18 protein-coding genes are annotated in these 23,371 nt (G+C 70.5%); 8 read left to right on the top strand and 10 right to left on the bottom strand.

What is annotated here, in order from left to right:
• Position 1: 1 nt before the first annotated feature.
• Positions 2-2,599: an ATP-dependent chaperone ClpB gene (gene clpB / locus ACFU3E_RS07155; RefSeq protein ID WP_384153319.1), complete on the bottom strand. Its 2,598-nt coding sequence runs from the start codon at positions 2,597-2,599 to the stop codon at positions 2-4.
• 103 nt (positions 2,600-2,702) lie between these two features.
• On the opposite strand from clpB, the gene ACFU3E_RS07150 reads away from it, so the two are divergent.
• Complete coding sequence (locus ACFU3E_RS07150; protein WP_384153316.1) at positions 2,703-3,119, top strand: pyridoxamine 5'-phosphate oxidase family protein; 417 nt, start codon at positions 2,703-2,705, stop codon at positions 3,117-3,119.
• Positions 3,120-3,286: 167 nt separating this feature from the next.
• On the opposite strand, the gene ACFU3E_RS07145 is transcribed toward ACFU3E_RS07150, so the two are convergent.
• Both ACFU3E_RS07145 and ACFU3E_RS07140 read right to left on the bottom strand, forming a co-directional pair.
• Positions 3,287-3,622 (bottom strand): hypothetical protein, encoded by a 336-nt coding sequence (locus tag ACFU3E_RS07145; protein WP_030846386.1) that lies wholly within the window; start codon positions 3,620-3,622, stop codon positions 3,287-3,289.
• Position 3,623: 1 nt separating this feature from the next.
• Positions 3,624-3,821: a hypothetical protein gene (locus tag ACFU3E_RS07140; protein ID WP_384153312.1), complete on the bottom strand. Its 198-nt coding sequence runs from the start codon at positions 3,819-3,821 to the stop codon at positions 3,624-3,626.
• Positions 3,822-3,925: 104 nt separating this feature from the next.
• On the opposite strand from ACFU3E_RS07140, the gene ACFU3E_RS07135 reads away from it, so the two are divergent.
• Positions 3,926-4,948, top strand: coding sequence for a helix-turn-helix transcriptional regulator (locus ACFU3E_RS07135; RefSeq protein WP_384153309.1), 1,023 nt, complete (start codon positions 3,926-3,928; stop codon positions 4,946-4,948).
• Complete coding sequence (locus ACFU3E_RS07130; protein WP_384153306.1) at positions 4,945-5,931, top strand: helix-turn-helix transcriptional regulator; 987 nt, start codon at positions 4,945-4,947, stop codon at positions 5,929-5,931. Before ACFU3E_RS07135 ends, ACFU3E_RS07130 begins: the two co-directional genes overlap by 4 nt.
• On the opposite strand, the gene ACFU3E_RS07125 is transcribed toward ACFU3E_RS07130, so the two are convergent.
• From ACFU3E_RS07125 to ACFU3E_RS07095, 7 genes are all read right to left on the bottom strand, one after another.
• Positions 5,894-6,937 (bottom strand): LuxR C-terminal-related transcriptional regulator, encoded by a 1,044-nt coding sequence (locus ACFU3E_RS07125; protein ID WP_384153303.1) that lies wholly within the window; start codon positions 6,935-6,937, stop codon positions 5,894-5,896. The two genes, ACFU3E_RS07130 and ACFU3E_RS07125, sit on opposite strands and share 38 nt — an antisense overlap.
• 166 nt (positions 6,938-7,103) lie before the next feature.
• Entirely contained in the window at positions 7,104-8,210 is a 1,107-nt protein-coding gene (locus ACFU3E_RS07120) for a sugar ABC transporter substrate-binding protein (RefSeq protein ID WP_384153300.1), read from the bottom strand.
• A gap of 282 nt (positions 8,211-8,492) precedes the next feature.
• A complete protein-coding gene (locus ACFU3E_RS07115; RefSeq protein ID WP_384153296.1) occupies positions 8,493-8,945 on the bottom strand; it encodes a heat shock protein transcriptional repressor HspR in 453 nt (150 codons plus the stop codon).
• Between the two features lie 5 nt (positions 8,946-8,950).
• A complete protein-coding gene (gene dnaJ / locus ACFU3E_RS07110) occupies positions 8,951-10,141 on the bottom strand; it encodes a molecular chaperone DnaJ (RefSeq protein ID WP_384153293.1) in 1,191 nt (396 codons plus the stop codon).
• A 33-nt stretch (positions 10,142-10,174) separates the two neighbouring features.
• A complete protein-coding gene (gene grpE / locus ACFU3E_RS07105; RefSeq protein ID WP_184909565.1) occupies positions 10,175-10,831 on the bottom strand; it encodes a nucleotide exchange factor GrpE in 657 nt (218 codons plus the stop codon).
• Positions 10,828-12,687, bottom strand: a complete 1,860-nt coding sequence (gene dnaK / locus ACFU3E_RS07100; protein WP_384153288.1) for a molecular chaperone DnaK — start codon at positions 12,685-12,687, stop codon at positions 10,828-10,830. Before dnaK ends, grpE begins: the two co-directional genes overlap by 4 nt.
• Positions 12,688-12,781: 94 nt before the next feature.
• Positions 12,782-13,801: an undecaprenyl/decaprenyl-phosphate alpha-N-acetylglucosaminyl 1-phosphate transferase gene (locus tag ACFU3E_RS07095; protein ID WP_384153285.1), complete on the bottom strand. Its 1,020-nt coding sequence runs from the start codon at positions 13,799-13,801 to the stop codon at positions 12,782-12,784.
• A gap of 264 nt (positions 13,802-14,065) precedes the next feature.
• Here ACFU3E_RS07095 and ACFU3E_RS07090 point away from each other — a divergent pair, with 264 nt between their 5' ends.
• From ACFU3E_RS07090 to ACFU3E_RS07070, 5 genes are all read left to right on the top strand, one after another.
• Positions 14,066-16,384, top strand: a complete 2,319-nt coding sequence (locus ACFU3E_RS07090; protein WP_384153282.1) for a (Fe-S)-binding protein — start codon at positions 14,066-14,068, stop codon at positions 16,382-16,384.
• Positions 16,385-17,481: 1,097 nt separating this feature from the next.
• On the top strand, positions 17,482-18,900 hold the full coding sequence (locus ACFU3E_RS07085) for an FG-GAP-like repeat-containing protein (protein WP_384153279.1): 1,419 nt from the start codon (positions 17,482-17,484) through the stop codon (positions 18,898-18,900).
• Positions 18,901-18,935: 35 nt separating this feature from the next.
• Positions 18,936-20,366, top strand: coding sequence for an FG-GAP-like repeat-containing protein (locus ACFU3E_RS07080; protein WP_384153276.1), 1,431 nt, complete (start codon positions 18,936-18,938; stop codon positions 20,364-20,366).
• A 71-nt stretch (positions 20,367-20,437) separates the two neighbouring features.
• Positions 20,438-21,871 carry an FG-GAP-like repeat-containing protein gene (locus ACFU3E_RS07075; RefSeq protein ID WP_384153273.1) on the top strand — a complete coding sequence of 478 codons (1,434 nt, stop codon included), beginning with the start codon at positions 20,438-20,440 and terminating at the stop codon, positions 21,869-21,871.
• A 42-nt stretch (positions 21,872-21,913) separates the two neighbouring features.
• On the top strand, positions 21,914-23,341 hold the full coding sequence (locus tag ACFU3E_RS07070) for a VCBS repeat-containing protein (protein ID WP_384153270.1): 1,428 nt from the start codon (positions 21,914-21,916) through the stop codon (positions 23,339-23,341).
• The last annotated feature ends 30 nt before the right edge of the window (positions 23,342-23,371 follow it).

Below are 23,371 nucleotides of genomic sequence, written 5' to 3'. Positions count from 1 at the left end.
CCTACAGCGTCTTGCCCGTCCCGGGCCCGACCAGCAGCCCGTCCTCGACGCGGTCCACCCGAACCGTGTCGCCGTCCTTGATCTCCCCGGACAGGATCTCCTTGGCGAGCCGGTCGCCGATGGCGGACTGGACGAGCCGCCGCAGCGGCCGGGCGCCGTACGCCGGGTCCATGCCCTCCTCCGCGAGCCAGGCCAGGGCCTCGGGCGTGATGTCCAGGGTGAGGCGCCGCTCGGCGAGCCGCTTGGCCAGGCGCTCCAGCTGGAGCTTCGCGATGCGCTCCAGCTCGGGCTTGGTCAGCGCGGCGAAGACGACCAGGTCGTCCAGGCGGTTGAGGAACTCCGGTTTGAAGGAGGTCCGCACCACCTCCAGGACCTGCTCCTTCTTCTCCTGCTCGCTGGTGATCGGGTCGACCAGGAACTGGCTGCCCAGGTTCGACGTCAGCACCAGGATGGTGTTGCGGAAGTCGACCGTGCGGCCCTGGCCGTCCGTGAGACGCCCGTCGTCGAGCACCTGGAGCAGGATGTCGAAGACCTCGGGGTGGGCCTTCTCCACCTCGTCCAGCAGGACGACGGAGTACGGCCGCCTGCGCACGGCCTCGGTGAGCTGGCCGCCCTCCTCGTAGCCGACGTATCCGGGCGGGGCGCCGACCAGCCGGGCCACGCTGTGCTTCTCGCTGTACTCCGACATGTCGATGCGGACCATCGCCCGCTCGTCGTCGAAGAGGAAGTCGGCGAGGGCCTTGGCCAGCTCGGTCTTGCCGACGCCGGTCGGGCCGAGGAAGAGGAACGACCCGGTGGGCCGGTCGGGGTCGGCGATCCCGGCACGGGACCGTCGTACGGCGTCGCTGACCGCCCGCACGGCCTCGGTCTGGCCGATGAGCCGCTTGCCCAGCTCGTCCTCCATGCGCAGCAGCTTCTGCGTCTCGCCCTCCAGCAGCCGCCCGGCGGGGATGCCGGTCCAGGAGGCGACGACGTCGGCGATGTCGTCGGAGCCGACCTCCTCCTTGACCATGGTGTCCTTGGCGACCTCTTCCTCGGCCTCGGAGGCGGCCTCCAGTTCCTTCTCCAGGGCCGGGATCTCGCCGTAGAGCAGCTTGGAGGCGGTGTCGAAGTCGCCGTCGCGCTGGGCGCGTTCGGCCTGGCCGCGGATCTCGTCGAGACGTTCCTTCAGCTCACCGACGCGGTTGAGGGACTGCTTCTCCTTCTCCCAGCGGGCGGTGAGGCCGCGCAGTTCCTCCTCCTTGTCGGCGAGGTCGCGGCGCAGCTTCTCCAGGCGCTCGCGGGAGGCCGCGTCGGTCTCCTTGCCGATCGCCAGCTCCTCCATCTTCAGCCGGTCGACGACGCGCTGGAGTTCGTCGATCTCGACGGGCGAGGAGTCGATCTCCATGCGCAGCCGGGAGGCCGCCTCGTCGACGAGGTCGATGGCCTTGTCGGGCAGGAAGCGGGAGGTGATGTACCGGTCGGACAGGCTCGCGGCGGCGACCAGCGCGCTGTCGGCGATCTGCACCTTGTGGTGGGCCTCGTAGCGGCCCTTGAGCCCGCGCAGGATCGCGATGGAGTCCTCGACGCTCGGCTCGGCGACCAGCACCTGCTGGAAGCGCCGCTCCAGGGCGGGGTCCTTCTCGATCCGCTCGCGGTACTCGTCGAGCGTGGTGGCTCCGACCATGCGCAGTTCGCCGCGGGCCAGCATGGGCTTCAGCATGTTCCCGGCGTCCATGGCGGAGTCACCGCCGGCACCGGCCCCGACGACGGTGTGCAGCTCGTCGATGAAGGTGATGATCTGCCCGTCGGAGTCCTTGATCTCGGCGAGGACGGTCTTCAGCCGCTCCTCGAACTCGCCCCGGTACTTCGCGCCCGCGACCATGGCCCCCAGGTCGAGCGCGACGAGCCGCTTGTCCTTCAGCGACTCGGGCACGTCACCCTTGACGATCCGCTGGGCGAGGCCCTCGACGACGGCGGTCTTGCCGACGCCGGGCTCACCGATGAGCACGGGGTTGTTCTTGGTACGGCGGCTGAGCACCTGCACCACGCGCCGGATCTCCTGGTCCCGCCCGATGACGGGATCGAGCTTGCCTTCGCGCGCGGCGGCGGTGAAGTCGGTGCCGAACTTCTCCAGGGCCTTGTACTGGCCCTCGGGGTCGGACGTGGTCACCCGGCGCGCTCCTCGCGTCTTCTGGAAGGCGGCCTGGAGCTTCTTGGCGTCGGCCCCCTGCTGGGACAGCACCTCGCCGGCCGCGCCGCCCTTCGCGGCGAGGGCGATGAGGAGGTGCTCCGTGGAGAGGTACTCGTCGCCGAGGTCCTTGGCGCGGGCCTGCGCGTCGGCGACGACGGCGAGCATCTCGCGGTTGGGCTGGGGCGGCGCGACGGTCGACCCGGTCACGCTGGGCAGCCCGGCGAGCACGCGCTCGGCTCCGGCGCGTACGGCGGCCTGGTCGGCCTCGACCGCGGCGAGCAGGTCGGTGATGTTCTCGTTGTCCTGTCCCTGGAGCAGCGCGAGCAGCAGATGGGCAGGGGTGAGGTCGGGGTGTCCCTCGGTCACGGCCCGGTTGCTGGCAGCGTTGATCGCGTCCCGGCTCCGGTTGGTCAGCTCGGCGTCCACGTTCGCGTTCTCCTCCTTGCACTGACCCGAACGGCTTGCACAAAGTTGAGTCTAGTGCACTCAAGGACGGTTCCGGGAGGCTCGGGGGGTCTAAGTTCGCGGCATGGCGACCAAGTACTCCGTGGACCCGGGCGCTCCGGACCCGTCATATCTCGGCTTCTGGCGGGAGCGGCACCTGTGCACCCTGACGACTCCCCGCCCGGACGGCACTCCGCACCTGGTACCCGTCGGGGTCACATACGATCCCGAGGCACGTCTTGCTCGGGTGATCACCAACAGGGCGAGCGCGAAGGTGCGGTACGTGCGGGCCGCCGGGGAGCAGGGGGCGGCCGTCGCCGTCTGCCAGCTGGAGGGCCGGCGGTGGGCGACGCTGGAGGGCCGGGCCTTCGTCCACGACGAACCGGGCCGGGTCGCCGAGGCGGAGCGGCGCTACGCGGAGCGCTACGGCAGGACCCCGTCACCCAATCCGGCGCGCGTGGTGATCGAGATCCACCTGACGCGGGCGATGGGGCGAGGTTGAGCGAAGTGAACATCCACACCGGTGATCGACTGGATCCAGCCACCACCGGATGGGGTCGATACCCCGAAATATCCCTGAAAACTGCAGCGGCGTCACCGTGTTCAGGTCACGGTGACGCCGCTGCGGGGGGAAGCACCTGAGCGATCTGTTACGACGGGGGAATCGCGTCAGGCACTGCGGGGGGTGGCAGAGATGGTCCTCGGGGCAGGAGAGTCGGCCTCCACCTGCTGGTGGTCCCGTTGGTCCAGGTTCACAAAGATCATTCCGTACCGTACGGCGCATCGAACTGGCTGCGGCGCCCCCCGAGGCCGCCGCAGACACCGGTAAGCCCGTACGTCCTCGTCGTCGTCCCGCGTGACGACCACCGGCTCGCCGAAGACGGTCACCATCAACGAGTCACCACTGTGGGGGATGGCGGTGACCAGGTCGATGAAGTGCCAGCCGGAGCGGTAGGCGGTGGCCATTTCACGACGGAAGGAGCGGTCGTCGGGTGGAGTGGTCACATCAACGCTCCGAGTCCGCGACGATCGCCGGCCAATGACTGTCCGCCAGGACATCGCTCTTGACATCGCTCGCGACGCTCTCCGGCCAGTGGCTGTCCGCCCGGGTATCACCCTTCGCGCCGGAGTAACCGCTCACTCCGATGACAGCGACGGCAGAGAGGGCGGCAGCAAGCACCGAGCGAAGCAGTCTCTTGCGCATAGTCGGCTTCGTCCTCACTTGTGAGTCTCCTCTTCCCCCGTCAGGTAAGACGATGGCTCATTCGAACACGTCATGGCCACACAATCGGTGCATCATGTTCCTGCATGTTCAGGACCCTGGGGGGTGGAGATTTCGTGGCAAATCCGACTAAGGCGACGCATCCCCATGCGGTCACCGAGCTGTGCGAGGAAGGTAACCGACTTTATGCGAACGCCCTGCGTGCAGGGCGGATCGCACGCACGGACGTGATGTCAGCGCCTTGTCTGGTCGAGCTCGCCCTCCTTCACCCGGACCCGGACGACGAGGACTGGTTGCGACCGGTGCCGCCGACGGTCGCGCTCGCCGAGCGTCTGCACCCGATCGAGCGCGACATCGCGGAACGCCGGCAGTTGTCGATCAAGATCGCGGACGCCTTCGAGCCGTTCATGGCCTTGGGATCCCAAGTAACGGCGACCGACCACTCGATCACGGTGCTGGAGGGCGGTGACCGGATCAATGCGGCCCTCAACCTGGCCACGGCCCAGTGCCAGGTTGAGATGCTCACCATCCAGCCCAGTGACGACCGGTTCTCCGAGCGCAGCCTCACCCAGGGGCTCGAGAGGGACCGGGCCATGATCGAGCGGGGCGTCCGGATCCGGACGCTCTACCAGCACACGGCGCGATACAGCCCGCAGAAACTCGCTTATGTGGCGCAACTCGCCAACGGCAAGGCGGAGTACCGCACGATCGACGAGGTGGTGGAACGGCTCATCGTCTGTGACGGGACCGTCGCGTTCATTCCGGCCCGTGACGACCAGCAGGTCGCACTGGAGCTCCGCCACCCCGGGCTCGTCCGGTACCTGGTGAAGGTCTTCGAGTTCATGTGGAGTCGTTCGGTCCCGCTGAGCGCCGGCGCCCCCTACGGACCGGCCGCGGACGGCATCACGGACATCCAGTACTCCATTGCCAAACTCCTCGTGGAGGGGCATGTGGACGAGGCCATCGCCCGCCGCCTCGGGATGAACGTGCGCACGTGCCGGGCTCACATCGCCAAACTCGCCGCCACACTCGGCAGCGGCAGTCGTGCGCAACTCGGCTTCCTCATCGCGCAGTCCGGCATCCTGGAACGCGCGGGTGCCGCACAGTGAGCGCACCGCACCGCGAGCACGGCAAGGACGACCTGTGCTCCGCCGGCACGGACCTGTACGAACGGGCACTGCGTCAGGGGCGGCTGCCGGCCGAGGACACCCGTGCGGCCCCCTGCCTCGTCGACCTGGGTCTGCTGCACCCGGCCCTCGACGACCCCACCCGGCTGGAGCCCGTCGCCCCGGTCGTCGCGCTGCACCGGCTGCTGCGGAGCTCCGAGGAGCGGATCGCCGGCGAACGGCAGCGCGAAGCACGGCTGGCCGAGACGTTCGGCTCCCTCATGCGGATCGCCGACTCTCACCCCACAGCCGGCGACACCCCCACGATCCAGCTGCTCACCGGCACGGAACGGATCAACCGGGCCATCACCGACGCGATGGCCGATGCCTCCGAGGAGCTGATGACCGTCCAGCCCCGCGCCGGCCTCACCGGCGAACGCGGTCAGGCCGCCGACGCCGCGTCGCTCGGCCGTGACCAGGCAGCGCTGGACCGTGGTTGCCACATCCGCACGCTGTACCCGCACACGTTGCGCCACTTTCCGATCATCGCGGCCCGTTGCGAGCGCCTGACGGGCGACGTCCAGATCCGCACGCTGGACGAAGTCCCCGACCGCCTTGTCCTCATCGACCGCACGGTGGCCTTCGTCCCGGCCGGCGAGGACGGCAAACTCGCTCTGGAGATCCGGCATCCGGCCATCGTGGATCACCTGGCCGTCACCTTCGACCGCCTCTGGCGCCTGGCCACGCCCATGTACCCCGTGGCGGCCCCCCAGCCCTCCCACAACGGCATCACCCCCCGCCAGCACGCCATAGCCGCCCTCCTCGTCGAAGGCCACACCGACGCCGTCATCGCCGACCGCCTCGGGATGAACATCCGCACCGCCCGCGTCCACATCGCCAAACTCGCCGCGACGCTGGGCAGTCAGAGCAGGGCGCAGCTCGGGTATCTCATCGGGCGGTCCGGGATTCTTGACCGGGAACGCTGAGGGGCGTGGACGCAGTGGCCCGCGGCGGTCCGTCCAGGCCCGCCTGGGCGATCCGCACGCCCAGCTGCGTACGGCTCGCCGCCCCCAGCGTCTCCGACAGCCGGGCGATGTGCGCCCGGCAGGTCCGGACGCTGATGCCCAGCCGCTCGGCGATCACCGCGTCCTGGTGCCCCTCGGCCAGCAGGGCGGCGATCGACTGCTCCCGGTGGGAGATGCCCTCGATGCCGGTGTCGGGAAGCGGGGCCGTGAGGGGGATGGCGAGGCGCCAGAGCCGTTCGAAGACCGTGACGAGGTAGGCGACGATCGCCGGGTGCCGTAGCTCCAGGGCCATCGTGCGGTCGGTGTTGGCGGGGATGAACGCGACCGTCCGGTCGAAGAGGATCAGCCGGTCGATCACCTCGTCCAGCGTGCGCGCCTCCACCGCGTCGCCCATCAGCTCCAGATAGGTCAGCAACCCCTGCCCGTGCCGGGCGACATGCGTGTACAGGTCCCTCATCCGCACACCCCGGCCGCGCAGCGCCAGCGCCCGGTGCAGCCCCTCGGAGAGTTCCGCCTCGCGGCGGATGCCGCCGGGCTGGACGGTGAGTACCTCGGTCGTGCACGCCTGGGTCGCCTCGTCCATCGCGGCCTGGATCCGGGCGAGTCCGTCCAGGACCCGGATGGCCGGGCCCTCCGCCGCCGACGCGGCCGGCCGCACCTGGCGGCCCAGCCCGGCGTACCACTCGACGGCCTCGACGGCCGAGCCCATCCGCCGCTGGCTCGCACTGACCTCGTCGTACATCCCGCGCAGCAGCCGGGTCATGACCTCCTGCGGGGAGGTCGGCACCAGCCAGTCCATGTCGTCGGGGTCCGGGTGCAGCAGGGCGAGTTCCAGCAGGCAGGGCACCGGTTCCGCGTCACGGCGCGGCACCCGGCCGCGCCGTACGGCCCGGGAATACACGCGGTCCCCGGCCTCGCACAGTCGGTCGGCACCATGGGGATGCTCATCCACCCCGTGCCCGGCCATCGCCCATCCCACCCCCGGTTCCGCCGCCTTCCGCAGCGCAACTATGCGCGGACCGGACGTGCTCCGCAACACGGCTCCCCGCGCGACGGCGGCCGGAAACCACCGGTTCACGCCGGTCTCGGAGCATCAGGTCGCAGGGGGTGGGTGAACCCGGGCCGAGGCCCGCCTACTTCAGGCCGATCTCCGAGCACGCCGCCTTGTACTCGGCCGTGCAGATGTCCGACAGCTTGTAGATGTCGTCCGCGACCACCGTGTCCTTGATGTTCTCCTTGGTGAGCGCGACCACGGGCACGAGGTGCGCCGGGATGCCCTTGTCCGTGGGGCTGTCGACCTTGTCGCGGGCCAGGGCGGCGAACTGGATGTCGCGGCCCTGGACCCTGGCGACGGCCATCTCCGCGGCGTTCTCCGCCTCCTGCGGGTACGACTTGTACACGCTCATGTACTGCTCGCCGCTGATGATCCGCTGCACGGCCGGCAGCTCCGCGTCCTGGCCGGTGATCGGCGGTACGTCGGTCACGCCGGCGGCCTTCAGCGCCTTGAGGATGCCGCCCGCCATGCCGTCGTTGGCGGAGTACACCGCCGCGATGTCGTCCTTGCCGATCTTCTCGATCGCGCCGACCATGTTGGCCTCGGCGTTCTCCGGCTTCCAGTCCTTGGTGTCGAAGGACGCGGCGATCGTCACCTTGCCGTTCAGCATGGACATCGCGCCCGCCTTGAACTGCTTGGCGTTCGGGTCGGTGGACGAGCCGTTCATCATGACGATCTTGTCGGAGAGGCTCGCGTCCTCCCCGATGGCCTCCAGCAGGGTGCGGCCCTGGACCTCGCCGACCAGCTCGTTGTCGAAGGAGATGTACGCGTCGATGGGGCCCTCGGCCAGCCGGTCGTAGGCGATGACCGGGATGCCGGCCTCCTTCGCCTTCTTCACGCCGCTCGCGATGGCGTGCGAGTCGACCGCGTCCAGCAGGATCACGTCGACCCGGTCGTCGATCATCTTCTGCATCTGGCTCGCCTGCTTGTTCGCGCTCGCCTCGGCGTTGGCGTACTCGACGCGGCCCTTGTCGTTGGTGAGGGACTCGACCTTCCGCTTGATGATCGGGTAGTCGAAGTTCTCGTAGCGCGTGTTCGCCTTCTCCGGCAGCAGCAGCCCCACGGTGATGTCGTTGCCCTTGGTCGGGCTCGCGTCGTCACTGCTCCCCGTCGCATTGAGCACGCCGCAGCCTGCGAGCGTGACGGACATCGTGGCGGCTGCCACGGATATGGCGATACGACGCATGCGGGAGCTCACTTCACGTGTGATTCGGACGTGGGCACAGCATTGGTGCCCATGTGACTGAAAAGCCAACGCGGGTGCGACCCCCAGCGTCAAGCAAAACCACTTAACGAGATGACAACACCACGCTCCGCAGCAGTTGTGGAGACTCTGCGGAATCGCCTTCAAGGACCGTGCACCATACAGCCATCCACGGAAGACCCGGCTAAATCGGTCCAAGGCATGGGAAAAGGGCCGGGAGTTTCCTCCCGGCCCCTTCCCGGCCCTTTCACGGGCGCATGCGCGTCAGTCGGACTGCTGCTGCCGCTTCGGCCGCCACACCACCAGCGCACTGGTCTGCTGCACCTCCTGGTACGGCACCAGGTCGCGCCGGTACGACGCGTGCACCGCCGCCTCGCGCTGCCGCATCGCCGCCGCCGCGCCGTCGAGCGCGTCCTCCAGCTCGGCCACCCGGGCCTGGAGCGCGGCGACCTGGTTCTCCAGTTCGATGATGCGCTTGATTCCGGCCAGGTTGATGCCCTCGTCCTGCGACAACGCCTGCACCTGGCGGAGCAGTTCGATGTCGCGGGCCGAGTAGCGCCGGCCCCGGCCGGCGGTGCGGTCGGGGGACACCAGGCCCAGTCGGTCGTACTGGCGCAGGGTCTGGGGGTGCAGGCCGGACAGCTGGGCCGCCACCGAGATGACGTAGACCGGGGTTTCCTCGGTCAGTTCATACGGATTGCGCCGACGACCGTCCATCAGACTCATGCTCCCTTCGCGGCCTGGAACAGATCCGCCCGCGGATCCTCACCCGCGGTCGCCTCGCGGTACGCCTCGAGTGCGTCACGAGCCTTCCCCGACAGGTCCTTCGGAACACTCACCTCCACGGTGACCAGAAGGTCACCGCGGGTGCCGTCCTTGCGGACCGCGCCCTTGCCCCGGGCACGCATGGTGCGCCCGTTGGGCGTGCCCGGCGGCAGCTTCAGGGTGACGGGCGGGCCACCCAGCGTGGGCACCCGCACCTCGCCGCCGAGGGCCGCCTCGGCGAAGGTCACCGGGACGGTGACCGTGAGGTTGTCCTCCTTGCGGCCGAACACCGGGTGGGAGTCGACGTGCACGACCACGTAGAGGTCGCCCGCCGGCCCGCCGCGCTCGCCCGGCGCTCCCTTGCCGCGCAGCCGGATCCGCTGGCCGTCGCTGACGCCAGCGGGGATGCGCACCTGCATGGTCCGCGAGGACTTGGCCCGGCCGCTGCCCTTGCAGACCTCGCAGGCGTTCTCCGCGATCAGGCCGCGTCCCTTGCAGTCCGGGCAGGGGTCGGTGAGGGAGAAGCCGCCGCCGCTGCCCCGGGCGACCTGCCCGGTGCCGACACAGGTCGGGCACACACGGGGCGTGCCGTTCTTGTCGCCGGTGCCCGAACAGGCCTTGCAGGGAGACTGCGACGACATCCGCAGCGGGACGGTCGCGCCCTCGATCGCCTCCGTGAAGCTGAGCGTGACCTCGGACTCGATGTCCTGGCCGCGCCGGGGGTGCGTACGCGTGCCCGGCCCGCCCGCGCCACCGCGGTTGAACAGGCCCCCGAAAACGTCACCGAGTCCGCCGCCGCCGAAGCCGCCGGCTCCCTGACCGCCGCCCTGGGCACCGCCTCCGAAGAGGTCGCCCAGGTCGAAGTTGAAGGAGCCGCCCGCGCCGCCCGGCCCCGGGCGGAAGCCGCCGTTGCCGAAGAGGGCGCGCGCGTCGTCGTACTCCTTGCGCTTCTTGGGGTCGCCGAGGATGTCGTTGGCCTCGGAGATCTCCTTGAAGCGCTCCTCCGCCCTGACGTTCCCCTTGTTGGCGTCCGGGTGGAACTCGCGGGCGAGCTTCCGGTACGCCTTCTTGATCTCGGCCTCGGTGGCGTCCTTGGGGACGCCGAGGACCTTGTAGTAGTCCTTCTCGATGAAGTCCTTGGTGCTCATCCTCGACGCCCCTCCTTTCCTTCGTCCGTGACGTCAGCCCTCGTCCGGGCCACCGCTCTCCTTGTCGTCGGCGTCGGCGGACTCGTCCGCCTTGACCGTCTGCGCCCCCGGCTGCGGTTCGGCCACCGCCACCCGCGCGGGGCGGATGGTGCGCTCGCCGATCCGGTACCCGGGCTGCAGGATCGCCACGCAGGTCGTCTCGGTGACGTCCGGCGCGTAGCTGTGCATCAGCGCTTCGTGGATCGTCGGGTCGAAGGGCTCGCCCTCCTTGCCGAACTGCTGCAGGCCCATCTTCGCGGCGGTGCTCTCCAGCGACTCGGCGACGGACTTGAAGCCGCCGACCAGTTCGCCGTGTTCCCGCGCGCGGCCGATGTCGTCGAGCACGGGCAGGAGCTCGGTCAGGAGGTTCGCGATGGCGATCTCCTTGACCGCGATCCGGTCGCGCTCGACCCGGCGGCGGTAGTTCTGGAACTCGGCCTGGAGGCGCTGGAGGTCCGCCGTGCGCTCGCTGAGCGCCGTGCGGGCCTGGTCCAGCTGAGCCACCAGAGCCACGTCCTGGCCCGTGTCCCCGGCCGGGGCCGCCCCCTCCTCAGCGGAGGGGGAGGCAGCCTTCGGCTCGGCGTCGTCGGAGGTGGCGCCGGAAGGGACGTCGGGCTGCTGCTCGTCGAAGCCCGGGGTCTCCTCCGTCACGCGGCACCGTCCTTCCGCTCGTCGTCGACGATCTCGGCGTCGACGACGTCGTCGTCGGCGGCCTTGGCACCACCGGCAGCGGCGCCCGCGTCACCGGCGGGACCACCGGCGGCCTGGGCCGCATTGGCGTCCGCGTACATGGCCTGGCCGAGCTTCTGGGAGACGGCCGCGACCTTCTCCGTGGCGGTGCGGATCTCGGCGGAGTCCTCGCCCTTGAGCTTCTCCTTCAGCTCACCGACGGCTTCCTCGACCTCGGTCTTGATCTCGCCCGGGACCTTGTCCTCGTTGTCCTTGAGGAACTTCTCGGTCTGGTAGACGAGCTGCTCGCCCTGGTTGCGGGACTCGGCGGCCTCGCGGCGCTTGTGGTCCTCCTCCGCGTACTGCTCGGCCTCCTGGCGCATGCGGTCGACCTCGTCCTTCGGCAGCGAGGAGCCGCCGGTGACGGTCATCTTCTGCTCCTTGCCCGTGCCCAGGTCCTTGGCGGTCACGTGCATGATGCCGTTGGCGTCGATGTCGAAGGACACCTCGATCTGCGGGACGCCGCGGGGCGCCGGGGGCAGACCGGTCAGCTCGAACATCCCGAGCTTCTTGTTGTACGCCGCGATCTCGCGCTCGCCCTGGTAGACCTGGATCTGCACGGACGGCTGGTTGTCCTCGGCGGTGGTGAAGATCTCGGACCGCTTGGTCGGGATCGTCGTGTTCCGCTCGATGAGCTTGGTCATGATGCCGCCCTTGGTCTCGATACCGAGGGACAGCGGGGTGACGTCGAGGAGCAGGACGTCCTTGACCTCGCCCTTGAGGACACCGGCCTGCAGGGCGGCACCGATGGCGACGACCTCGTCCGGGTTGACGCCCTTGTTGGCGTCCTTGCCGCCGGTCAGCTCCTTGACGAGCTCGGCGACGGCGGGCATACGGGTGGAGCCGCCGACGAGAACGACGTGGTCGATCTCGGAGAGGTTGATCCCGGCGTCCTTGATGACGTTGTGGAACGGCGTCTTGCAGCGCTCCAGCAGGTCCGCGGTCAGCTGCTGGAACTGGGCGCGGGTGAGCTTCTCGTCGAGGTGCAGGGGGCCCTCGGCGGAGGCGGTGATGTAGGGCAGGTTGATCGAGGTCTCGGTGGACGAGGACAGCTCGATCTTCGCCTTCTCGGCGGCCTCGCGCAGACGCTGCAGGGCCATCTTGTCCTTGCCCAGGTCCACGCCGTGGCCGGACTGGAACTGCTGGACCAGGTAGTCGACGACGCGCTGGTCCCAGTCGTCACCACCGAGGTGGTTGTCACCGTTGGTGGCCTTCACCTCGACGACACCGTCGCCGATCTCCAGCAGCGAGACGTCGAACGTACCGCCACCGAGGTCGAAGACCAGGATGGTCTGGTCGTCCTTGTCGAGGCCGTACGCCAGAGCGGCCGCGGTGGGCTCGTTGACGATGCGCAGCACGTTCAGACCGGCGATCTCGCCGGCCTCCTTCGTGGCCTGACGCTCGGAGTCGTTGAAGTACGCCGGGACGGTGATGACCGCGTCGGTCACCTTCTCGCCGAGGTAGGACTCGGCGTCCCGCTTGAGCTTCTGGAGCACGAAGGCGCTGATCTGCTGCGGGTTGAAGGGCTTCCCGTCGAGGTCGATCTTCCAGTCGGTGCCCATGTGACGCTTCACGGAGCGGATGGTCCGGTCCACGTTCGTGACCGCCTGGCGCTTGGCCACCTCTCCGACGAGCACCTCACCGTTCTTGGCGAAGGCGACGACGGACGGCGTGGTCCTGGCGCCCTCGGCGTTGGTGATGACGGTGGGCTCGCCGCCCTCCAGAACGCTGACGACGGAGTTAGTCGTGCCCAGGTCGATGCCGACCGCACGTGCCATGGTTGATTCCTCCAGCTGACTTGAGTGGAACGGACTCAAGTGTGCACGACGGCCCCCAACCGGTCAACAGAGCTGAGTCGGGCAGGCTCAACTCTTATCCGTTCCTTACACGCAATGGGGCTGTGACCTGCGGCGATACGCTGCGTCGAGGACCGTACACAGCCACCCGTGAGAGGGCGAACACGACCACGAGGGCCCCTCCCGCCACCCACCACAGGGCGTCGGCCCCGACCCGGCCGGCGTGCGCGAGTACCCCGACGAGCATCCCGGACAACGCCCCGATTCCCAGCAGCAGACTCGCCCCCGGCGCGGTCAGCCCGAGCCGCCGCAGCCGGTGCGCGAGATGATCGGGCCCACTGCGGAACACACCCCGCCCGCCCAGCCGCCGGGCCACCAGCACGAGCACGGCATCGGCACCCACCACGGCGGTCAGCGCGAACAGGACCCCCGCGCTCTCCCCGACCCCGGACCCGGCCCGGGCACACACGGCTCCCACGGCGATCACGAACCCCGCGGACATGGACCCGCAACTGCCCAGCGCCACGCGCGCGGGATGCCAGTTGTGCAGCAGAAACCCGGTCAGCGCGGCGGCCAGCACGCTCATCAGCCCCGCGATGCCGTCCATCACCTCGACGGCCGCACAGGCCGCCACCCCGAAGGCGGCGACGACTCCGACCGTACCGGCCAGCCCGTCGGCGTGATCGAGCCCCCGGAGCCCGCACACCACCGCCACGACCCACACGACGGCCAGCAGCCCGGTCCCCACCCCCGTCTCCCCGTACGGCACGACACACGCGGCCGCCACGCCCGTACCGGCGACCAGCACCCGCCGCCGCAGCCGCCACACGTCGTCGGCGAGCCCGAGCAGGGCGACGGCAGCCGCCGCGGCGAGCACCCCCCGCGCCCCGTCGGCGGGCGGCGCGATCCCCAGCCACTCCCCGGCGCCGACGACCAGCCCCGTGACGAGGACGACGGCCACACCCCCGGACAGCGGCACGTCCCGCTGCCGCCGCCGCTCGACCAGCCGCAGCCGCAGGGCGGGGGCCCGCAGGGCGGCCGCGAGCAGGGCGGTGAGGAGGAGGGCGGTGGCGGCGGCGCTGATCCCGTAGAGCACGGATATAAGGTAGGCGGGATTATGACAATTCGGTATGAATAACACGACGCGATCCCGACGCGATACCGGCGCGATCCCGACCGGATCCGGTCGGTTTCTGAGGCAACCCTCAGCGATTCAGATCACTGCCCACCCGGCTACAGTGCGGCGGAGGATGAGGGTAGTCTCAGACGGACTGCATAAGTTACCGCTTAGTAATTTCGGGGAACCCTCCATCACGGCAGGTCACCCCGACGAAACCCCTCGCAGGCCCGAGGAGCCCCCATGCAACTCGCCGCGATCATCGTGTCGCTGGTACTGACCGTGGTCGGCGTCGCGCTGCTCGCACGCGCGATCGGCCAGTTCGTCCGGTACTTCAAGCTGGGCCAGCCGGTCCCCGCCGGTACCCGGACCGACAACCCCTACCAGCGCAGCGTGACCCTGGTGAAGGAGTTCCTCGGCCACACGCGCATGAACCGGTGGGGCATCGTCGGTGTCGCCCACTGGTTCGTCGCCGTCGGCTTCCTGACGCTCCCGCCGACCCTCGCCCAGGCCTTCGGCCAGCTGTTCCAGGCCGACTGGGTGCTGCCGGTCATCGGCGGGTTCCTGCCGTTCGAGCTGTACATCGAGTTCATCGGCGTGATGACGGTCCTGGGCATCGCGGTGCTCATCGCGATCCGCCTGCTGAACCTGCCCAGCCGTCCGGGCCGCAAGTCCCGCTTCGCCGGCTCCAAGGCCGGTCAGGCGTACTTCGTCGAGTACGTCATCCTCACCATCGGCCTGGCGATCTACGTGCTGCGGGGCCTGGAGGGCGCGCTCCACCACGTCGACCACTACGAGGCGTCGTACTTCGCGTCGTACCCGCTGGTGCTCGCGTTCAAGGGGCTGAGCGTCCCCGCGCTGCAGAACCTCGTCTACCTGGTCGCGACGATCAAGATCGGCACCTCGTTCATCTGGATGATCGTGGTGTCGCTCAACACCAACATGGGTGTCGCCTGGCACCGCTTCCTCGCCTTCCCGAACATCTGGTTCAAGCGCGAGGCGTCGGGTGGGACGGCCCTCGGGGCGCTCCAGCCCATGACGTCGGGCGGCAAGCCGATCGACTTCACCGACCCCGGCGACGACGACGTCTTCGGCGTCTCCCAGGTCGAGCAATACTCCTGGAAGGGCCTGCTGGACTTCTCCACCTGCACCGAGTGCGGCCGCTGCCAGTCGCAGTGCCCCGCCTGGAACACGGGCAAGCCCCTCTCCCCCAAGCTGCTGATCATGTCCCTGCGGGACCACGCGCACGCCAAGGCGCCGTACCTGCTGGCCGGCGGCGGCAAGACGATGGAGGGCGAGGAGAAGGCGTCTCCCGAGGCTCTCAAGGATGTCCCGGCGTCCGCCCTGGCGGAGGCCGAGCGCCCGCTGGTCGGCACGCTGGGGGAGAACGGCGTCATCGACCCGGACGTCCTGTGGTCCTGCACCACCTGCGGCGCCTGCGTCGAGCAGTGCCCGGTGGACATCGAGCACGTCGACCACATCGTCGACATGCGCCGCTACCAGGTGATGATCGAGTCCTCGTTCCCGTCCGAGGCGGGCACGATGCTCAAGAACCTGGAGAAGAAGGGCAACCCCTGGGGCCTGGCGAAGAAGCAGCGCCTGGAGTGGCTCAAGGAGGTCGACTTCGAGGTCCCGGTCGTCGGCAAGGACATCGAGGACCTGTCCGAGGTCGAGTACCTCTACTGGGTCGGCTGCGCCGGCGCCCTGGAGGACCGCGCCAAGAAGACCACGAAGGCCTTCGCGGAGCTCCTGCACATCGCGGGCGTCAAGTTCGCCATCATGGGCGGCGACGAGAAGTGCACCGGTGACTCCGCCCGCCGCCTCGGCAACGAGCCCCTGTTCCAGGAGCTCGGCATGGAGAACGTCATGGCGCTGAACATGGCGTTCGGCGAGGAGATGGACGACGAGGGCAAGGTCGTCGCCGAGTCGGCGAAGCCCAAGTCGGCCAAGAAGATCGTCGCCACCTGCCCGCACTGCCTCAACACGCTCGGCAACGAGTACCCGCAGCTCGGCGGCGACTACGAGGTCATCCACCACACGCAGCTGCTCCAGCACCTCGTCGACGAGGGCAAGCTGATCCCGGTCACGCCGGTCGAGGGCATCATCACGTACCACGACCCGTGCTACCTGGGCCGCCACAACAAGATCTACACGCCGCCGCGCGAGATCATCGCCAGCGTCCCCGGCATCCGCAACGAGGAGATGCACCGCCACAAGGAGCGCGGCTTCTGCTGCGGCGCCGGCGGTGCGCGGATGTGGATGGAGGAGCGGATCGGCAAGCGCATCAACAACGAGCGCGTCGACGAGGCCCTGTCGGTGAACCCCGACATCGTCTCGACGGCCTGCCCGTTCTGCCTCGTGATGCTCACCGACTCCGTCAACGGCAAGAAGAACGACGGCAAGGCCAAGGAGTCCATCCAGGTGGTGGACGTCGCCCAGCTGCTGCTGGACTCGGTGAAGACGCCGGTCGTGGCGGAGGGCGAGGACGACGGCGACGACGGCGAGCCGCCGGCGGGCACGGCGGACTCTACGAGCGCGCCGGAGCCGGAGCCGGTGAAGTAGGCGGTACCCGCGGGTTGTTCTCGACGCCCCCTGTCCGAGTCATCGGGCGGGGGGCGCCGGCGTTCCACGGCTGCTGCCGCCGTACTGATGGCACGGGCAGCCGCAGCGGGGCTGGAGCAGCACTGCCAAGGTCGAGCACGTCATCAGCTCCGTTCGGCTTCGGCTGGTGGCCACGCCCCCCGGACGGCTCCACCCGGATGCCGCTGACGCATGCTGCGCGGCGGGAGCCAAGTGTCCGCATCTAAATGTCGTCCCGGGAGACGACACCCCCGGAACCCCTCCCTGCGTACGGGGACGGTCTTCTGGGTCTCCTCGGTGACCACGTACTCGCGCAGGCGCAGCCGGCCCGTCTCGCGACCGGGCCGGCTGCGGCCGACCGGCTGATCGCGGCCCCCACGGCCGCCCGTGCCCAGTCGGCTGCCGGCTCCAGGCCCCCGGCCGTTCCGGACGGCCGGTCCGCCACCCCGCGCTTCCCCAACCGCCTCAAGAATGAACCGAACTCACGTACAACCCTTGCGTCCCCACACAGGTCTCCTGATCGCCGACCACCCGTGAACGCCCGGACAACTACCGGCGAACACGGACGGTCCCGGCGCCTCATCGACTGTGGATGCCCGCCAGGCATCCCGCATGCCGCAGGAGACCAACCGCATGCATCAGCACCGGCGACGCCCCGACGAACGCCCGCACCAGCGACGCCCCCACGGGCGACCGCACCCGCGCCCCGCCCTCGCGACGGCCACCGGCCCGGCCACGCCACCGTGCGGGCCCCTCATGCCCGCGACGGGCAGGTCGCTCATGTCTGCGGCAGCAGCCGGGGCGCCCCTGCCGGCGAGGGCCGGAAGGGCTACGCCCCCCGGCACAGCGACCACCCGCAGGGTCACCACACCGGCCGCAGCGACCGTGACGCCCCGGAGCACCACACCCACCACAGCAACCGTGACGCCCCGGAGCACCACACCCACCCCCTGAGCCATCACACGCCCCTCCACCCTCTCCACGCCCCGCCCCCTCTCCACCTCTCCGCCTCCCCCGCGGGAACCGGCCCCGGCCTCGGACCCGGCCGGCCAATCCGCCCCTCTCCACCCGGAGCCCCCTTGCGCACCCGCACCCTCCTCGTCGCCGCCACCCTCACCACCGGCCTCCTCACCACCGCGGTTCTCCCCGCCACGCCGGCCACCGCCGCCCCCTCCGGACTGGCCGGTGACTTCAACGGGGACGGATACCGGGACGTCGCCATCGGCGCCATGAGTGCCGACGTCGGCTCCGTGCAGAGCGCCGGCGCCGTCGTCGTGCTGTACGGCTCGTCGTCCGGCGTATCGGCCACGAGGAAGACCGTCATCACCCAGAACTCCACCGGCGTCCCGGGCGCATCGGAGTCCGGTGACCGCTTCGGCAGCAGCCTCGCCGTCGGCGACCTGGACCGCGACGGCTACTCCGACCTGGTCGTCGGCGCCCCGTTCGAGGACATCGGCGACCGGGACGGCGTCGGCTCGGCCACCGTCATCTGGGGCGGCAAGTCCGGCCTGTCCGGCGGCAAGGGGCTGCCCCAGCCGTCCGATCTCTCCGAGTGGGGCGGCTTCTCCTCCGGCATCGCGACCGGCGACTTCGACGGGGACGGCGCGACCGACGTGACCGTCACCGGCCAGAGCCGCACCCGCCTCTACAAGGGCCCCTTCACCCGCGCGAACGGCCCCGCGAGCCACACCAGCATCGGTGAGTTCGGCTCGACGTACGAGGTGTTCGCGGGTGACCTGAGCGGCGACGGCGCGGCCGAGCGCGTCTACCCGTTCCTCGTCACCGGCGACGAGGGCGGCGAGATCAGCTACCACCGCTGGACCGGCACCAAGTACGCCCGCACCTACCTGCCCCAGGCCGACGGAGAGAAGGGCACCATCGCCGACGTCAACGGCGACGGCTACGGCGACCTCGTTCTGGGCGACTACCAGGACCCGTACCCCGCCAAGCCCACCGGCCACAAGGGCGGCCAGATCACCGTCTGGTACGGCGGTCCCACCGGCCCCGACCCGGCACAGACGCCGACCGTGATCCACCAGGACACCACGGGCGTGCCCGGCTCCGGCGAGCACGGCGACCTGTTCGGCTCGGCGGTCGGCGCCGGCGACGTCAACGGCGACGGCTACGCCGACATCGCGGTGGGCGCCTGGGCCGAGGACATCGGCACGGTCGAGGACGCCGGCTCGGTGACCATCCTGTTCGGCTCGGCCTCCGGCCTGAGCGGCAAGGGTGCCAAGTCCTACACGCAGAGCACCGCGGGCGTGCCCGGCAGCAACGAGACGATGGACGCCTTCGGCATGACCGTGCGCCTGGTCGACCTCGACAAGAACGGCAAGGCCGACCTGGTCAGCGGCGCCGGCTACGAGAACGGCTACGGCGCGGTCACCGTCCTGCGCGGCACCGCCACCGGCCTGACCACCTCCGGGTCCACGTTCCTCTCCGCCCGCGGCGTCTCCCTCAAGGGCAGCGCCGACTTCGCCTGGGCCATCGCCCAGTGACGCTCCGTCAGCCCTTCTCCCGGACAAGGAAACCCATGCGCCGGCGCACCGCGGCCACCACCGCCCTCCTCGTGGCGACCCTGACCCCGCTCGCCCTCACTCTCTCCGTCCCCGCCGCGCACGCCGCGACGGCCGCCGCCCCCTACGACTTCAACGGCGACGGCCGCACCGACCTCGCGATCGGCGCGCCGGGCGCCACGGTCTCGGGGAAGGCGAAGGCGGGCGCCGTGTCCGTCGTCTACGGCAGCACCAGCGGGCCGAAGAGCTCCACGCGCACGCTGCTCACCCAGGACACGGCCGGCATGCCCGGCGCCGCCGAGGCCGACGACGCCTTCGGCTCCGCGCTCGCCTCCGCCGACCTGAACACCGACGGCTACGCCGACCTGCTGATCGGCACGCCCGGCGAGGACGGCAGCGACACCAACGACGGCACCGTCACCATCGTCTGGGGCTCCAAGTCGGGTCTGTCCGGCGCCCGTTCGCTGTTCAGCTTCTTCAGTACCGACTACGACCGCTACGGCCAGACCCTGGCCGCGGGCGACTTCGACCACGACGGCGACCCCGACGTGGCGGTCGGCTCCACGGGACCGGTCACCCTCTCCCTCGTCGCCGGGCCGATCACCAAGACCGGTGCGAACAACGGCGGTTCGGGCTCGCGCAACAACGGCTGGTCCACCTCGCACGGCATCACCCACCTCTCCTCCGGCGACATCACCGGCGACGGCCGCCCCCGCGTGATCCTGCACGGCCGCGCCCAAGGCACCGACGACGCCGTCACCGCCCTGGCCGACCTGGAGATCGGCAACTACGACGACTGGCTCCAGGACCTGCCCGCCGGCCACGTCTCGGCCGTGGGCGACATCGACAAGGACGGCTACGCCGACATCGCCGTCGGCAACGACCGGGAGACCGCCGCCGACCCGGCCGGCGCCCTCGGCGGCAAGGTCACCGTCGTCTACGGCGGACCCGCCGGCCGCGACACCGACCGCGCCCCGCTCGTCCTCACCCAGGACACCGCCGGTGTGCCCGGCGCCTCCGAGAAGGGCGACCGCTTCGGCAGCGGCGTCGCGCTCGGCGACGTCAACGGCGACGGCTTCGCCGACCTGGCGATCGGCGCCGCGGGCGAGAACAGCTCCGCCGGTGCCGTCACCGTGCTGTACGGCTCGGCGTCCGGACTGACCACCAAGGGCGCGACGTGGTACTCCCAGAACACCGCGGGCGTGCCGGGGAGTTCGGAGAAGGGCGACCGCTTCGGCGCCCGCGTCACCCTCACCGACCACACCGGCGACCGCCGCGCCGACCTGTCCGTCTCCGCGCCGGGCGAGAACGCCGGCGACGGCGCGGTCTGGTCCCTGCGCGGCACGACGACCGGCCCGACGGCCACCGGCTCGACGAGCTTCGGCCCGGGCACGACGGGCGTCTCGAAGGCCGGCGCACCGGCATACGGCACGGCCCTCAACTCCTGATCAACAGCCCCTGATCGACAACTCCTGATCGACAACTCCGATCCACAGCTCCTGACAAGAACGGGGACCCCATGCCCAAGCGCACTCTTCTCCTGGCCACGGCCCTCACCACCGGCCTGCTCACCGCCCTGCCCACGACGGCGGCCACCTCCGCGCCCTCCGGCCTCTCCGGCGACTTCAACGGCGACGGCCACCGCGACCTCGCGATCGCCGCCCCGCTCGGCAAGATCGGCGGCAAGACCGCAGCCGGCTACGTCGCCGTCGTGTACGGCACGGCGAACGGCCTCGACAGCTCCAAGCGGCAGATCATCAGCCAGGCCACCGACGGCATCCCGGGCGTCCCGGAGTCGTCCGACTACTTCGGCGACCGCATGACCACCGGCGACCTGGACGACGACGGCTACACGGACCTGATCGTGGGCGTGCACGCCGAGCGGATCGGCTCCACCGACGACTCGGGCGTGCTCACCGTCGTCTGGGGCGGTGCGAGCGGCCTGAAGACCGCGACCGACCTGTCCGCCCCGCTCCCCGAGAACCGCAACGAGCTGGGCTGGTCCGTCGCCACCGGCGACTTCGACGGCGACGGCGACACCGACCTGGCCGCCGCCAACATCGCCTATCCCGAGCTGAACGTCTTCGAGGGCCCGATCACCCGCACCGGCAAGGCCACCGAACTCACCGGCATCGACACCTCCGCCCGGACCGGCATCAACACCGACCGCCTCGTCGCGGGCGACGTCACCGGCGACGGCAGGACGGACCTGCTGGTCATGGGCCAGGAGGAGGCCGGCGACGGCTACCGCACCCGCAGCGTGCTGTACAAGGGCTCGGCGACCGGCCTGACCTCCGGCAGCAAACTCGCGGGCGGCTACGCGGCCGTGATCGCCGACGTGAACAAGGACGGCTACGGCGACATCGTCACCGGCAACTTCATGGAGAAGTCGACGGACGAGCCGAACGGCGGCCCCGGCGGCGCGGTCACCGTGACCTACGGCGCGGCCGGCGGCCTGAGCACCCGCACCCCCGTCCGCATCACCCAGGACACCACCGGCGTGCCGGGCGCCGCCGAGAAGAACGACCGCTTCGGCTGGAGCCTGTCCGCCGGCGACACCAACGGCGACGGTTACGCCGACATCGCGGTCGGCGCCCCGTACGAGGCCATCGGCTCGGTGAAGCAGGCCGGCATGGTCACGATCCTGCGCGGCTCGGCGTCAGGCCTGACCGGCAGCGGTGCCAAGGCCTTCTCCCAGGGCACCACGGGCGTCCCCGGCGCCGTCGAGGCGTACGACTCCTTCGGCTCCGCCGTACAGCTCACCGACGCGAGCGGCGACGGCCGCGCGGAGCTGGTGGCGAGCGCCTCCGGCGAGAACACCGGTGACGGCGCGGTCTGGCTGCTGAAGGCCACCGCCTCCGGCATCACGGCCACCGGGTCCAAGTCCTTCGGCGCCGCGACCGTGGGCGGCCCGACGGGCGACGCGTACTTCGGCGACGTGCTCGCGGGCTGACCCCCGGACGTATCGACCCACCCCCTACAGGAGGAACACCCCATGCGCAGGCACACCGCGGCCACGCTCACGGCCGCCCTGCTGACCGCCGGACTCACCCCGCTCACGCTGGCCACCCCCGCCTCCGCCGCCCCCGCCACGTACGCCGACGACTTCAACGGCGACGGCTACCGCGACCTCGCCACCGCCGCGCCCTACACCCCCGTCGGCGGCAGGACCGACGCGGGCGCCGTCGTCGTCACCTACGGCTCCGCGAACGGCATCAGCGCCTCCCGCCGCACCATCCTCACCCAGGACACCGCCGGCATCCCCGGCACCGCCGAGAAGGGCGACCGGTTCGGCAAGTCCCTCGCCTCCGGCGACCTGAACGCCGACGGCTACGCCGACCTCGTGATCGGCAGCGTCGGCGAGGACATCGGATCCGACGTGGACGGCGGCTCCGTCACCGTCGTCTGGGGCGGCAAGAACGGCCTCTCCGGCGGCCGGGGCGTCTCCGACCCGGCCGTGTCGGCCCACGACGAGTACGGCATGTCCCTCACCGTCGGCGACTTCGACGGCGACGGCCGCCCCGACCTCGCCGTCGGCAGCACGGGCAGCGACGTCTGGATCCACCGGACCTTCACCAAGACCTCCGGCGCGGCGTCCCGCTACGAGCTCGCCACCGGCCTGCAGACCGGCAGCAGCATCTACGGCGCCCAGCACCTCTCCGCCGGCGACCTCGACGGCGACGGCACCGACGACCTGGTGGTCACCGGCAGCGAGGCGTCGACGTACGACGACGGCAACATGGTCTACCTCGGTTCCGCCTCCGGCCTCACGTTCCAGACGTTCCTGAGGAGCGGCGGCTGGGAGCTGGCGACCGTCGGCGACCTGAACGGCGACGGCTACGACGACGTCGTCTCGGCGGCGTACGGCGGCGACGGCAAGAGCCTCGGCGGCTCCGTCAGCGCCTACCTCGGCAGCGCGAACGGCGTCCGCACCCAGCCCCAGACCACGATCAACCAGGACACCGCCGGGGTGCCGGGCGCGGACGAGGAGGGCGACTGGTTCGGCAACGACCTCTCCCTCGCGGACGTCAACGGCGACGGCTACGGCGACCTGGCCGTCGGCACGCTCCACGAGACCATCGGCACCGCCGAGATCGCCGGCAGCGTCACCGTGCTGCGCGGCTCCGCCGCCGGCCTGACCGCCACCGGCGCCCAGACGTTCACCCAGAACACCGCGGGCGTCCCCGGCACCGCCGAGTCCGCCGACCGCTTCGGCGCGTCCGTCCGCCTGTCCGACCTCACCGGCGACGGCAAGGCGGACCTGTCCGTCGGCGCCGACGGCGAGAACCACCCCTCGGGCGCCGTCTTCAGCCTGCGCGGCTCGGCCTCGGGCGTGACCACCAAGAACGCGATCAGCTTCGGCCCCGGCTCGCTCGGCATGTCGACGACCGGCTACCTCAGGCTCGGCCAGGACATGCTCTAGCCGACACCCCGGCGCAGGGCCCCGCCGGCC

The organism is Streptomyces sp. NPDC057424 (genome assembly GCF_042803315.1).
In the GTDB taxonomy this organism is placed as follows: Bacteria; Actinomycetota; Actinomycetes; order Streptomycetales; family Streptomycetaceae; genus Streptomyces.
This window is presented reverse-complemented; position numbering and strand designations above follow the sequence as displayed.